The organism is Clostridioides sp. ZZV14-6153 (assembly GCF_020657855.1).
Classification (GTDB): Bacteria; Bacillota; Clostridia; order Peptostreptococcales; family Peptostreptococcaceae; genus Clostridioides.
The window spans coordinates 168,798-183,844 of sequence record NZ_JAGWCZ010000002.1; the positions used below are offsets into that span (position 1 = coordinate 168,798).

A 15,047-nucleotide genomic window follows, 5' to 3' on the forward strand; every position below is an offset into this window, starting at 1 on the left:
TAAAGTTGGTTGTACAGGATTTTTGTGTAGTAGGTGATATATTTGTTGGATTTATATAAAGATGTTCAATATGTTAAAGGAATAGGCCCTAAAAAAGCATGTAAGCTAAATAAGTTGGGTATATTCACATTAAAGGACCTATTGTATTATTTTCCAAGGCAATTTGAAGATAGAAACAATCTTAAGAAAATAGCACAATTGGAGAATGATGAAAAAGCTACAATAAAAGCAGTAATATCAAGTATAAATACATTTAGTCCAAAAGAAGGAATGACTTTAACAAAGATTGATGTAAAAGATGAAACTGGTTCGGCTAAGTTAGTATTTTTTAATAAAACTTATATAAAAAATACATTTAGACCTGGAGATTCAATATTAGTTTTTGGAAAAGTTAAGAAAAGATTTAATAACTTAGAACTTACATCATGTGAATTAGAATATCTTACTAATTCACCTAAAAATACATGTAGATTTATGCCTGTGTATCAACTTACATATGGTGTTACAAATAAAGAGATTATGAGTATAATTAAGACTGTACTTGAAGATAAGGAATTAATTATACAAGAATACATGCCACAAAGAATTATAGAAAAATATAGATTATGTAACATAGATTTTGCAGTTAGAAACATTCATTCACCAAGCAATAAGGAATCGTTAAAAATAGCTTTATATAGAATTGTATTTGAAGAATTACTTATATTACAGTTGGGACTGTTTGTATTTAAAAGTGGAAGAAATAAAGAAAATGGAATAAAATTTACAATAAGTGAAAGTTTAAAAAATATAATAAGTTCTTTACCATTTAAATTAACTAAAGCTCAGAATAGAGCATTAGATGAAATTATAAATGATATGAATTCCGATAAAATAATGAATAGATTGGTTCAAGGTGATGTAGGTAGTGGTAAAACAGTAGTTGCTCTCTTAGCACTTGCAAATTGTGTCTTAAATGGTTATCAAGGCGCTTTGATGGCACCTACAGAGATATTAGCAGGACAGCATTATATTTCACTTACTGAAACCTTAAAAGATTTTGGCATAAATGTAGGCTTATTAATAGGTAGCCTTACAAAAAAACAAAAAGATACGGTATTAGAACAAATTAAAAATAATGAAATTGATATATTGATAGGAACACATGCGTTAATTGAAGATAAAGTTGAATTTAATAATATTGGTCTAGTTATAACAGATGAGCAGCATAGATTTGGAGTTATGCAAAGAAGTAGACTTTCATTAAAAGGAATAAATCCAGATATACTAGTAATGACAGCAACACCAATACCAAGAACATTAGCACTTATACTTTATGGAGATTTAGATATTTCTATTATAGATGAACTCCCACCAGGGAGACAGCCAATAGAAACACTTGCTATTGAAAAGAGCAAGAGAGATAGAGCTTATAATAACCTAGTAAGAAGAGAAGTTGAATCGGGAAGGCAAGTATATATTGTATGTCCATTAGTGGAAGAAAGTGAAGCAATAGAAGCTAAGTCAGCTGTTGAATTAGTAGAGGAATTAAGAGCTGAATACTTCTCAGATTTAAGACTTGGACTTCTTCATGGGAAAATGAAATCAAGTGAAAAAGATGAAGTAATGAGTAACTTTAAGAATAAAGAAATAGATATTCTGGTTTCAACAACAGTTATAGAAGTTGGTGTCAATGTGCCAAATGCAACTCTAATGATAATAGAGAATTCTGAAAGGTTTGGCCTTGCACAATTACATCAGCTTCGAGGTAGAGTTGGGAGAGGAAGCCATAAGTCATATTGTGTACTAATTTATGACTCTAAAACAGATGTATGCAGGCAGAGAATGTCTATAATGGAAGAAACAAATGATGGATTTAGAATTTCAGAAAAGGATTTAGAAATAAGAGGCCCTGGAGAGTTTTTTGGGACTAGACAACATGGACTTCCAGAATTAAAAGTAGCAAATTTGTTTAAGCATATAAAAATATTAAAGTTAGCACAGCAGGAAGCACGATATATATTAGGTGAAGATAATAATCTACAATTGAAAGAGAATATTCCACTTAAAAATGAAATTATAGATAAATTTAAAGATACATTGGAAGAAATTTCATTAAATTAATTTTAATTTATGTTAAAATATTATTGATGTAAGAATGTGCTGAAGGGAGATTGTCATATTGAGAGTAATTTCAGGAAAAGCAAGAGGATTAAAATTAAATACTCCAAAAAATGAAGATGTAAGGCCAACAACAGACAGAGTAAAAGAATCTTTATTTAATATAATAAATTCATATATAATGGAAAGTGAAGTTCTAGATTTGTTTGCTGGAACTGGTTCTTTAGGGATAGAGTGTTTGTCCAGAGGTGCAAAAGCATGTACTTTTGTAGATATTAGTAAAGAAAGCATAGAAATTGTTAAATCTAATATAAAAAAAGCAAGGGTTGAAAATGAGAGTTTTATTTTAAACCTTGATTTTAAAACTGCTATAGATAAGCTTAAGTTACAAAATAGTAAATTTGACATAATTTTTATGGACCCTCCATATTATAAAAATATGTTTATAGAAGCTATTGAAAAAATTGATAATTCCAATTTATTGAATGAAGATGGAATAATAGTTGTAGAGCATGATACTAATGATTTATTTCCAGATAAAATATGTAAGTTACAAAAAACTAAAGATAAAAAATATGGAAATACTACATTAACTTTTTATAAGGTGGAGGCATAAAATGGAAAATAAACCTAGAAAAGCTATATTTGCAGGAAGCTTTGACCCAATTACTAATGGACATTTAGATATTATTTGCAGGGCTTCGAAGTTATTTGACGAATTACAAATAGGAGTCCTAAATAATCCTAATAAAAAAGGTCTATTTAGCTTTGATGAAAGAGTAGAACTTATAAAAAAAAGTACAAGCCATCTAGAGAATATAAAAGTTGTAACTTTTGATGGGCTATTAATAAGTTACTGTCAAGAAAATGGAATTGGAGCATTAGTTAGAGGTGTAAGAAGTGGTGCTGATGTTGATTATGAGCTTCAAATGGCTCATATGAATAGAGAGCTTAATCCAGATATAGAGACTATAATTTTACCAAGTTGTACAAAATATTCATTTATAAGTTCATCTTTAATAAAAGAGGTTTTGCTCTTTGATGCTGATATAAAAAATTTGGTTCCAAAAATTGTTTTGGAAGAATTAAAGAAAAAAACTACTGGGGGTAATTGATATATGAAGATAGATTTAGAAATGATTGAACTATTTGATCAATTAGAGGAGATAATTAGAAGTGCTTCTACAATTCCTTTTTCACATAAATGTACTGTAGATAAGGATGAAGTTCTAGCAATAGTTAATGATATAAGAACTTTAATACCAGAAGAAGTAACACAGGCAGTTTGGATAAATAAAGAAAGAAATAAAATAATAAGCCAAGCTAAACAAGATGCTACAAACATAGTTGAACAAGCACAAAAAGAAGCTGAAAGAATACAACAAGAATATCAGGAAAATATAGAAGAATTAAAGAAAAATTCTGAAGATGTAGTAAAAGCATATGTAGAGTCAAGCGAACCTGTTGTTCAAGCAGACCAAAGAGCTAAGGATATAGTTGACAGAGCTGAAAGAATAGCCAATGAGATAAGAATTGGTTCAATTGAATATGCAGAAGATGTACTTTCTAGTGTTGAGTATAATTTAAAAGAAATATTAGAAGAAATAAAAAGAGATAAAGCTGAACTTAGACCTAAAAAATAAATTTTTTTAAGTAGATAAAAACAGACCATATAATTATATGGTCTGTTTTTTATGGAGCAATTTAATAAAAGAGATTTTAAAATCAAAAATTTCACTAAAAAATTCTAGTTTATCTTAACTATATTGATTACTATAAAAAATAAAAATAGCAACGTTGCTATAGAAAAAAACTATAATAGAAAAATATATATAGAAAAAACTGATTAGACAAGAAATACATGCTTTGATAATATTTTAAATGGAGTAAAATTATGTAGAATTACAATGAAAAAAGAAAAACCAAACAAGATGGAGGGAATTAAAGTGAGTATGTTGAAAAAATTGTGTTCACTAGCTATGGTGGTAATTATGACTACAACACTTATAACAGGGTGTTCAAGTGGTAGTGGAAAAGATGCAAAAAAGGATGGAGAAAAAGAAAAGCTAGTTCTTTGGATGCCACCAGTAGAAGATAATATGAAGGAAGTTTGGGACCCTATTTTAGATAAATTTGAGGAAAAAAATAACTGTGAAGTAGATTTACAGATAATTCCTTGGGAAAATTATTCAGAAAAATTTGCAACAGCCATAAGTGCTGATGAAGGCCCTGATGTTGGGTATATGTATGCAGAAATGTATCCTCAGTTTATACAAAGTGGAGCAGTAGAAGATTTAACTAACTATGCAACTAAAGAAGATAAAGAACAATCTATTTACATAAAAACATCTGAAATGATGGGTGGAATGTATGGAATGCCATTCCAAGCAGCAAATCCAGGTGTATTATACTATAACAAAGATATTCTAGATAAGATAGGAGAAAAACCTCCTAAAACATGGGAAGATTTTAAAAGAATCTGCCAAAAAGCAACAAAGGATACTGATGGCGATGGAAAAGTAGACCAATGGGGATTAGCTCAAGGATGGGGAGCTAAAACTTTTGGTAACATGAACTGGAACTGGTATCCATATTTATGGCAAGCTGGTGGAGACATATTTAATGACGATTTAAAATCAGTTAAATTTAATGATAAGAGTGGTTTAGACGCGGCTAATTTCTTAAAAGAATTACAAGCATATGTACCTGAAGATTCTTTATCTAAAGATAGTAATGAAATGATAGAAAGTGTATTTGGACCAGGAAAAGCAGCATTTACTATAATGTTGTCTTCTGCTGCAACAAGTGTATTTGATAAGTCATTTCCAGATTTAAATTGGGGATTTGTAACTGGTTTAGAAGATAAGAAAGCTGCAACTTTTGGAGCAGTAGACCATTTATCTTTAATGTCATCAGCAAAAGATAAAAAACTTGCATATAAATTAATACAACATATGTTAAGTGTTGAATCAATGACAGAATTCCATAAAGCAATACCAAGAGCACCAATAACAAAAGGTGAACCATATCAAGGTGATGAAAGATTTAAAGAAATGGTTGAAAATGATAAGGATGTATATAGACCATTAGTAGTAGGACCACATGGTGTTGAAATATATGAATATTTATGGAAAGAACTTCAAACTATGATTTCAGGAGATAAAACTCCAAAACAAGCATTAGATGATGCTGCAAAATATTCAAATGATTTATTAGCACAATAAAAGTTTAAGGCTGTAAGATGTTATAAAATACTTTACAGATTAAAATTAGCATTGTATTTATAAGTACAATGCTAATATTTATATTGGAGAGGATAAAAATGAATAACTTAGTTAGAGAGTTTGAAGAAAATTCAACAAGAAAAAAATTAAAACTAAATATTAAACCATATATATACATATTACCATTGGGCATAATTTTAGTGACATTTTATGTATTACCAATAATAATGTCAATATACTTTAGTTTTACAAAGTACAATATTATTAGTCCAGCAACATTTATAGGTTTAGAAAATTATAAAAAATTATTCACAGATGAAACATTAAAAGTATCTATTATAAATACAATTAAATTTGCTGTTGTAGTAGTACCTTGCCAGACTATTTTATCATTGATTTTGGCAGTTTGGATTACAGGAAAAGGAAATAGTAAAATAGCTTCATTTGCTAAAGGAGCTATATTTATACCTGTATTATCATCTATGGTTTTGATTGGTATGGTATGGAGAGCTTTATTAAATGGAGAAGGTTCAATTATATATCAATTATTAGGTGCTTTTGGAATAGAATCATCTAAACTTTTGGGTGATAGTAAGACAGCACTTCCTACACTTATGTTTATATCTATGTGGAAAAACATAGGATATTTTATGGTAATTTATATTTCAGCTATAATGAATTTACCAAAACATTGTTATGAGGTGGCAAAGGTTGATGGAGCTACAAAACTTCAAGAATTTATGAAAATAACAGTTCCATTACTAAAGCCAACTACAATAATGGTTGTGTTTTTAGGAACAATATGGTCGTTACAAGTGTTTGACTTGGTTTATACTGTGACAGGTGGAGGTCCAGGTATATCTACTATGAGTATAGTTATGCACGCATTTAACTTAAACTTTAAAAATTTCAATTCTGGATATGCAATGACTGTAGCAAATGTATTATTTTTGTTGATAGCAGTAGTTTCAATTTTACAAAATAAGCTTGTAAAACGAGACAGTTCAGATTTTTAGAAAGGTAGGTATAATATGAAAACAACAAAGAGATTATTGAGTGATGGGTTGCTGTTATTTATAGCATGTGCAAGCTTAGTACCATTTATATATATGTTGATAATATCATTAAAGGTAACATATAATTCGTACAATTTGGATATATCTTTTTCAACAGTAACACTTCAAAACTATATAGATATATTTACCAAAAAAGGATTTATGCAATATTTTTTAAACACAACTATAGTATCTTTTTCAGGAGTACTGTTAAATTTAGTATTTAGTACATTAGCAGGGTATTCTTTTGCGAAGATGGATTTTAAAGGTAGTGATAAGTTATTTTTATTTATGATAATGACTTTAATTATACCATCTCAAGTTACAATGATACCACTTTATATAATAATGAAACACTTAGGATGGATAAATAGTTATTTGGCTCTTATTATGCCAATACCAACTGCATTTGGTGTATTTATAATGAGACAAGCTATTTTAGGAGTACCAAAAGAACTCTTAGAATCAGCAAAAATAGATGGTTGTTCAGACCTTAGAATTTTAGTACAAATAGTGTTACCTCTAATCAAACCAGCATTAATTACACTAGCTATATTTACTTTTATGGGAGCATGGAATGAGTTTATGTGGCCTCTTATAGCAACAACTAAAGATGCAATGAGGACATTAACAGTAGGGCTATCCACTCTTAAGACATTCCAGATAACGAATTATGGACAAATGATGGCAGGAGCAACAATAACATTTTTACCTCCATTTATTTTCTATTTAATTTTACAAAGTAAATTTGTTGAAGGTGTATCTTTATCTGGTATAAAAGGTTAAATAGTCTATTTTAAAAATACAAAATAAAATTTATAGATGCGGAGGAAATTAAAACATGGAAATTTCATATGTATTGAAAGATTGCACATTTAAACACAATAAATACTCAGTTATAGAAGCTGAAACTTGGGAACATAAGGATTTAAATATTGTAGTAGCTAGAGGTGAAAAATTTGCCTTTCAAATTATGTTGAAAGCTACAGAAGAATTTAATTGCACAATTGATGGTAGTAGTGCTATATCATGGAAAGGCTTGGGAAATAGAGTAAGATTAGGACTAAATGTGTCTGATGGATTAGAAAACAATTTTAGTATAAATATATTAGGGTATGTTCAAGATGATACAAAAGCATTTGTAAATGATGCTATTTTGAGAGATAAAGATGTGCTAGTGGAGCAATATTTGCCTCAAACGTTTTGGATTGAAGGGCAAGTACCTGAGGCTTTTTTAGGAAATAACTTTAATATAAGTATTGATATATTTAAAAGCTTTGGATATGAAGATGAAGAAAAAGTTTGTACAGTTGATGTGCCAATAGAAGTAAAAAATGTTGTGTTAAAGCCTTTAGACGAAAGTAAATTCTTTTTAGATTTATGGCAACATCCAAGTTGTCTAGCTAGAATGTATAAAGTTGAATTGTGGTCTGATATACATTTTGAGATAATAGATAATTATCTCAAAGAACTAGCATCTTTAGGAGAAAAAGTTGCAACAGTTATAGTTTCAGATTATCCATGGGCAGGTCAAAGTTGTTATAAAGTTTATAAAAATCCATCAAACTTATACGAATACAATATGGTGGGTGTATCAAAAGATTTAGATGGAAATATCAAGTGTAATTTTGAAAGCATGGATAAATATATAAGTATAGCTAGTAAGTACAAAATGGCTCAGGAGATAGATTTATTTGGTCTGTTGGGTAATTGGTGTGCTGGAGAGTTTGGAAACCCGATAGAGGGCTACAAAGACCCTATAAGAGTAAGATACTTTGATGAAAAAGACAAAGTGTTTAAATTTATAAATAATACAGATGATTTAAAAGCGTATATAGGGTTAGTATTAAATCATTTAATAGAATGTGATCTATGGGATAGCGTCAGAATTATAGCTGATGAACCAAATAATCCAGAGGTCGTAAAAGAGTGTATCGAATTTATAAACTCTACTGTAAGTACTCATCAAGTTAAATATAAATCAGCAACTCATGACCAAAATTTTTTAGATAGAGCCAAAGATGAAGTTGATGATATGTCAATAAATTTAAAACTTACTATTCAAAATTATAAAGATATAGAAAATCTAAAGAAAAAAATGCATGATAAAGGCGGAATATTGACTTGGTTTGTTTGTTGTTTCCCAGAAAAACCAAATAGTTTTATAAGTTCTCCTTTTGTAGAAAATAGAATAATAGGGTGGTATACTTATTATTTTGGTCTTGATGGATTTTTAAGATGGGATTATAATTTATGGACAGAAGACCCTTGGAAAGACGCAAGTTATAAATTCCCTATTTGGAAAGCTGGAGATATGTTCTTTGCTTATCCTGGAAAAGACTTAAAGCCTGTTAGAAGTGTTAGAATGGAAAACTTAAGATTTGGCATACAAGATTTTGAGTTATTCACCATGTTAGAAAAAGAAAAGGGAAGAGAATATATAGAAGTTGAGCTTATGCAAACTTTGTTAAATAAAAAAGAAAATGCTGAGATTAAAGGTTTTGGAAATATAGAGCTTGGATATTCACTAGATAATTGTGGATATGATAAGATAAAAAAACAAGTTTTAGATTTGTTAGATAAATTGTAAAAAAAATAAGGGCAGTATATCTTAAAATAATTTTAATTATTTTAAGATATACTGCCCTTATTTTTTAAAGAATATTTGAGAAAAAATTTATAAAGAAGCATAATTAGACATGACATGATATAATTTAAATTGTTATAATAGGGTATTAATTATATTAAGGCTACTGCGGATAGAATAAACTTATTAAAATGTATCATACAAAAATGAAATTGTTAGGAGGAGAGTAATATAAAAAGAATAGGTATTAGTATAACAGCTTTTTTAAGTATAGTTTTTGTTGGCGTTTGTTTTGTAATAAGGGGAAATAGTGATACAGTTACAATGCAACGAGGAATAAATATAGGAAATTCATTGGAATCACCAAAAGATTTTCCTTGGGATGTTAAAATGTCAAATAAATATTTTGATGATATAAAAAAGGCAGGTTTTGATACAGTTCGTATACCAGTAAGGTTTTCTGATTACACCTCAGATTCTAATGATTATAAAATTGATGAAGAATTCTTCAAAAAGATTGATGGGCATATAAAGTATGCATTGGATAAGGATTTAGTAGTTGTGCTAGATTTACATCACTTTGAAGAAATTATGCAAGAACCACAAACTAATAAAGAAAAGTTTTTAAAAATATGGCAACAAATAGCTAGTAGGTATAAAAACTATGATAAAAACTTGGTATTTGAATTATTAAATGAACCTAAAGAAAGTTTGTCTTCACAGTTACTAAATGAATACTTTGAAGAAGCTATAAATATAATTAGAAAAACTAACCCTAAAAGGACAATTATAGTAGGTCCATATAATTACTATCAAATTGACTATTTAAAGGATTTGAATATTCCTAAAAATTCTAATATAGTAGTTTCATTTCACTATTATGAACCAAATGATTTTGCATTCCAAGGAAATATTTATCATAAAGGGTTTGAGCACTTAAGTAATATTACTTGGGAAGGAACAAATGAACAACTTGAGTATCTAAAGAAAAGATTTGATACAGTAGAGAAGTGGGCTAATAAAAATAATGTAAAAGTTTTCTTGGGAGAGTTTGGAATAACAAAAGAGGCACCAGAAGCTTCAAGAGTAGCTTGGATAAAAGCAGTAAGAGAAGAGGCTGAAAAACGAAATTTTTCATGGGCTTATTGGGAACTTGCTTCTGGATTTGGAATATATAATCAAGTTGAAGGTACTTGGGATGAAGATATATTGAATGCACTAATAGGAAAGAGGTGATTTGGTGAAGAAAAATTCAAAAAAGGTACTTATAACCTTAACTATTATTACTAATATTATATATATATTGTGGAGAATTTTTTATACAATACCCAAAGAAGAAGGGGCGTTTGCATTAATTTGTGCGATAATACTACTTTCAGTGGAGCTAATAGGAATGATGGAAATGTTTGTACATTATTATGGAATGTCTAATATTGAGTATCCTGAAAAGCCAATTATAAGTGAAGAACTTTATCCACATATAGATGTATTTATTGCAACATATAATGAGTCTGTTGATTTGGTGAGAAAAACAATAAATGGATGTCTTCATATGCAATATCCTGATAAGAAAAAGGTGCATATATACATATGTGATGATGGTAATCGTGAGGAAATGCGTCTTCTGTCAGAAAAAATGGGTGTCAATTATATAACTCGAACAGAAAGAGAAGGAGCTAAAGCTGGAAACCTAAATAATGCAATGCAACAGACAAACTCTCCTTTAATTGCTACGTTTGACGCAGATATGATACCTATGCATGATTTTTTAATTGATACAGTACCATACTTTTTAAAAAATGAGCAAGCTAAAAAAGATGGAGAAAAAGAACAATACGAAAAGATTGGTTTTGTGCAAACACCACAAAGTTTCTATAATCCAGATTTATTTCAATTTAATTTACACTCTGAAGGTAGAATACCAAATGAACAAGATTATTTTTATAGAGATATTCAGTTAGCTAGAAATAAAACCAATTCTGTAATTTATGGTGGTAGTAATACAGTTATTTCAAGAGAAGCTTTAAACGAAGTTGGAGGATTTTATACTTTTTCTATCACAGAAGATTTTGCAACAGGGATTTTAATCCAAAGTAAAGGATATAGATGCTATGCTATTCCAGAGGTACATGCATCAGGATTGTCTCCAACAGATTTAAAAAGTCTTATTAAACAACGTGAAAGATGGGCACGTGGATGTATACAGACGGGCAGACGATTAAATATTTTGTTTAGAAAAGGTTTAGGATTTTGGCAGAAAATAAGTTATATTTCTTCAATTACTTATTGGTATGCAAGTATAAAGCGCTTTACTTATATAATGGCTCCCATTTTATTTTCAGTCTTTAATGTAATTGTTGTAAAATGCACATTACTTCAAGTATTGATATTTTGGTTGCCTATGTATATTTTAAGTAGTCTATCTCTTAAAATATTTTCTCAAAATATAAGAAATACAAGATGGACTAACATATATGAAACTATAATGTTTCAGTCTTTAATGCCAGCAGTAATACTTGAAACATTTGCAATATCTAAGAATAAGTTTTCAGTGACTAATAAAAATAAAGCAGAAGAAAAAATAATATATAAGGTCTTGCAGGGAGCACCATATTTTATCTATATAGTGTTATCTATAATAGGAATCTTAAAGATGTTTATATCAATATTTAAAATGAATTCAATGACATACTCAGTTGTACTGTTTTGGTTAATTGGAAATCTTTTTAACCTTATTATGGCAATGTTGTTTATATCAGGAAGACAGCAATTGAGAAAATCTGAGCGTTATGTTGCTGAAATTGATTTTAAACTAAAGCAAAATTCGTACATTCTTTCTTCAAAAACGATTGATATATCAGAAAATGGATTTGCATTTTTGTTGGAAAATCCAGAGTATATTTCTCCAGAAGAATTTGAGATAGAGTTTAGAGAAAAATCAGGAAATGAAATATATATAGCTAGTATGAAGGCAAAAATAGTTAATGTTGTGGAAATAAACTCGAAATGGAAGTATGCATGTTACATTACACACATTGAAGATAATCAATTTGATAATTGGATGTGTATTGTTCATGATAGGGTACCTACTTTGCCAATGACAATATCTAATCAATTAGGTTTTTTTGATGACTTGCAAATTAATGTAAAAAAACGTATTGAAAAATCCAAAACTTTATCGCGAAGAAGTCCAAGAATTAATACAGATTTTGAACGCACTATAGAAAATATAGGTAAGGTAAAACTGGTAAATTTTAATTATCAGTATGTATTACTAAGTTTTGAAAATAAAAATATTTATCCTCAAAAAATAGAAATAGAACTTAATGAAGATATTATACTTGAATGTGATTTATGTGAAGGTAAAGCTGATGTGAGAGGTGTTCTATACAAGGTAAATAATATTGATAGTATAATGCAAAATTTATTTTTAAGAGAGGAAATGATGGAGTGGATATTACAACATAAAACAATTATAATTTCAAAACCTAATGAAAAGAAAGACGAATGCACAGATGAGTTTGAGCCCATGAAATATATTTAGGAGAGATAAAATGAAAATTTTAAAAGTGTTTTTGTGTTATTTAAAATATTTTATTTTAGTGTTTATTTTTTTTATAAACAGTATTTTTATAAGTTCAGCAATAAGTAATAAAAATTTAGATTTATCTTTTAAAAAGGTGGAAAGTAATTTAAGTGCTAACATTATACATGAAAATACAAGCATAAAAATAGAGACAGAGAGTTCTAAAAATAATAAAGAACGTTATCTATATATTTATAAAAATATAAAAGAGGACTGGAATGGATTCCATAATTTTTATATTGAGATTCAAAATAAAAATAAAAGTTCTCAGCGAATTAATTTAAATATACAAAGTAAGGATATGCTTGACTTTAAGTTAAAAGAAGGTAGCGAAATATTTATTGAAAATCAAAATATAATATATTCAGATAAAATAAAAGATGGATGCATAGATATACCAGGTGAGTTTGAGGGAAAAATTTATGTAAATTTTAGCAGTTTTATAAATGATAAAAATAATGTCGTGTTAGATTCAAATGTGCTATCAGATATTAATGGGTGGGGAATTACATTTATTCCATCTAATGAAGAACATAATGTTATTACAATAGGAAAAGTATCTTTACTTTTAGAGGAGCAACTTGAATCTTTGCATAATATTAAAATAATTGGTGATGAAGAAGTACAAATACCTGTATTGGGTCAAAGTATAAGTCAATATAAAGTGTCAGGACTAGAAAATAGTTCAAAAATTAAGTACTCATTTGTAAAAAAACAAAACAATGTAAATATATCTCAAGAAGGTAAATTAACATTAAATGATGAAGTACAACCTGGAGAAATTATTTTACAAGTTAATGTTGATGACAAATTTAAAGTTGGAAAGAAGATAGCATTGACTCAGTCTTGGAGTATTAATCAAAAAGATAAAGATGGTGTTCCATATACTTTAGTAGCTCCTAAACAATCACCAACAGTACAAAATATGAAAACAGTAAATTTTATAAATAACAGTTTGAATTTTATTCGCATTTTATTTATATCCTTAGTAGTAATATGCTTAGGAATATACTTATATTGGAAAAAATACTCAAAAACTGAGTAAAGAGAGGAGGTATAGCATGTTATTTTCAAGTTTGATTTTTTTATTTTATTTTTTGCCAACAACTTTGGTATTATATTATTTATTTAGATTTAATCGGACAATCCAAAATATGATATTACTTATTGTTAGTTTATTTTTTTATGCATGGGGAGAACCGAAATTTGTTGTTATTATGATAGCTTCGATAATAATGAACTATATATTTGGTTTACTAGTAGATAGATACAGAAAAAGTAAAGGAAAAGTAAGGCTTATTTTGATTTTGATGTGTATATATAATATAGGTGTTCTATTTATATTTAAATATCTAGCTTTTGCATTAAGAAATATTAGTTCACTTATTAATACAGAACTTGCCATTCCAAGTATTGTTTTACCTATAGGTATTTCATTTTTTACCTTTCAAGGAATGTCTTATGTTATAGATGTTTATCGTAGACATGGAGAAGTTCAAAAGAATCCTTTTTATGTAGGATTATATATAGCTTTTTTTCCACAATTAATAGCAGGACCTATAGTTAGATATGAAAGTGTTGCAGAACAAATTCATAACAGAAAAGAAACATGGAATAAATTTTCTATTGGAACCTGTAGGTTTATAACTGGTTTAGGTAAAAAAGTATTAATTTCTAATAATATGGCAATAGTAGCAGATTATATTTACACTATGAATAGTCAAGGTTCAATAGCTGCATCGTTGGCTTGGCTTGGTTCAATAGCTTATACTTTACAAATATTTTTTGACTTTTCTGCGTATTCGGATATGGCTATAGGTTTAGGTCTTATGTTTGGTTTTAAATTTGAAGAAAACTTTAATTATCCATATATTTCAAAATCAATTTCTGAGTTTTGGAGAAGATGGCATATTTCTTTAGGAATGTGGTTTAAGAGTTATATATACTTTCCACTTGGTGGTTCTAGAGTTTTAAATAAAGACATTATGATTAGAAATATGTTTATAGTATGGTTATTTACTGGAATATGGCATGGTGCAGAATGGACATTTGTGATTTGGGGGATTTTGAATTTTGTTTTTTTAATTATAGAGAGATTCATAATGTTTGAAAAGATTGAAAATCATAATCTCATAAAACATATCTATACTTTACTAGTAGTAAACTTTGGATGGGTACTGTTCAGAGCTCCAAATTTAAATGAAGCATATAACTATTTTAAAGCTATGTTTGGTGCAAGTGGAGTTATATGGAGTGATTATACATATATGTTCTTGAAAGAATATTTGATTTTCTTTATATTTGCATTTATTTTTAGTGTACCTATTGCAAAGAAAGTTAATAAATTTGTTGTTGAACAAGCTAAATACAGTACATTATTTAATTTATTTTATCCAATTTGTTCTATTTTATTGTTCTTTATTTCTGTGACATATTTAGTAACTGGAAGTTATAATCCATTTATTTACTTTAATTTTTAGCTGAGGAGGAAAAGT

At 28.3% G+C, this 15,047-nt stretch carries 12 protein-coding genes; all 12 read left to right on the plus strand.

Annotated elements, in window-relative coordinates:
- The first annotated feature begins 45 nt into the window (after positions 1-45).
- The 12 genes from recG (at position 46) to KGF46_RS03635 (ending at position 15,032) form a co-directional block, all read left to right on the plus strand.
- Positions 46-2,103, plus strand: a complete 2,058-nt coding sequence (gene recG, locus KGF46_RS03580) for an ATP-dependent DNA helicase RecG (RefSeq protein WP_227828132.1) — start codon at positions 46-48, stop codon at positions 2,101-2,103.
- 58 nt (positions 2,104-2,161) lie between these two features.
- A complete protein-coding gene (gene rsmD / locus KGF46_RS03585) occupies positions 2,162-2,716 on the plus strand; it encodes a 16S rRNA (guanine(966)-N(2))-methyltransferase RsmD (RefSeq protein WP_227828133.1) in 555 nt (184 codons plus the stop codon).
- A 1-nt stretch (position 2,717) separates the two neighbouring features.
- Complete coding sequence (coaD, locus tag KGF46_RS03590; protein ID WP_227432495.1) at positions 2,718-3,215, plus strand: pantetheine-phosphate adenylyltransferase; 498 nt, start codon at positions 2,718-2,720, stop codon at positions 3,213-3,215.
- A gap of 3 nt (positions 3,216-3,218) precedes the next feature.
- A complete protein-coding gene (locus tag KGF46_RS03595; protein WP_227828134.1) occupies positions 3,219-3,743 on the plus strand; it encodes a hypothetical protein in 525 nt (174 codons plus the stop codon).
- A 264-nt stretch (positions 3,744-4,007) separates the two neighbouring features.
- Positions 4,008-5,324, plus strand: coding sequence for an ABC transporter substrate-binding protein (locus tag KGF46_RS03600; protein WP_227828135.1), 1,317 nt, complete (start codon positions 4,008-4,010; stop codon positions 5,322-5,324).
- Between the two features lie 98 nt (positions 5,325-5,422).
- Positions 5,423-6,340, plus strand: coding sequence for a carbohydrate ABC transporter permease (locus KGF46_RS03605; protein WP_227828136.1), 918 nt, complete (start codon positions 5,423-5,425; stop codon positions 6,338-6,340).
- A 15-nt stretch (positions 6,341-6,355) separates the two neighbouring features.
- Positions 6,356-7,165: a carbohydrate ABC transporter permease gene (locus tag KGF46_RS03610; RefSeq protein ID WP_227828137.1), complete on the plus strand. Its 810-nt coding sequence runs from the start codon at positions 6,356-6,358 to the stop codon at positions 7,163-7,165.
- A gap of 55 nt (positions 7,166-7,220) precedes the next feature.
- A complete protein-coding gene (locus KGF46_RS03615) occupies positions 7,221-8,969 on the plus strand; it encodes a DUF4091 domain-containing protein (RefSeq protein WP_227828138.1) in 1,749 nt (582 codons plus the stop codon).
- A gap of 387 nt (positions 8,970-9,356) precedes the next feature.
- Positions 9,357-10,202 carry a glycoside hydrolase family 5 protein gene (locus KGF46_RS03620; protein WP_227854506.1) on the plus strand — a complete coding sequence of 282 codons (846 nt, stop codon included), beginning with the start codon at positions 9,357-9,359 and terminating at the stop codon, positions 10,200-10,202.
- A 4-nt stretch (positions 10,203-10,206) separates the two neighbouring features.
- Complete coding sequence (locus KGF46_RS03625) at positions 10,207-12,510, plus strand: glycosyltransferase (protein WP_227828140.1); 2,304 nt, start codon at positions 10,207-10,209, stop codon at positions 12,508-12,510.
- Positions 12,511-12,520: 10 nt separating this feature from the next.
- Positions 12,521-13,597: a hypothetical protein gene (locus KGF46_RS03630; protein WP_227828141.1), complete on the plus strand. Its 1,077-nt coding sequence runs from the start codon at positions 12,521-12,523 to the stop codon at positions 13,595-13,597.
- Between the two features lie 16 nt (positions 13,598-13,613).
- On the plus strand, positions 13,614-15,032 hold the full coding sequence (locus KGF46_RS03635) for an MBOAT family O-acyltransferase (protein WP_227828142.1): 1,419 nt from the start codon (positions 13,614-13,616) through the stop codon (positions 15,030-15,032).
- Positions 15,033-15,047 lie beyond the last annotated feature (15 nt).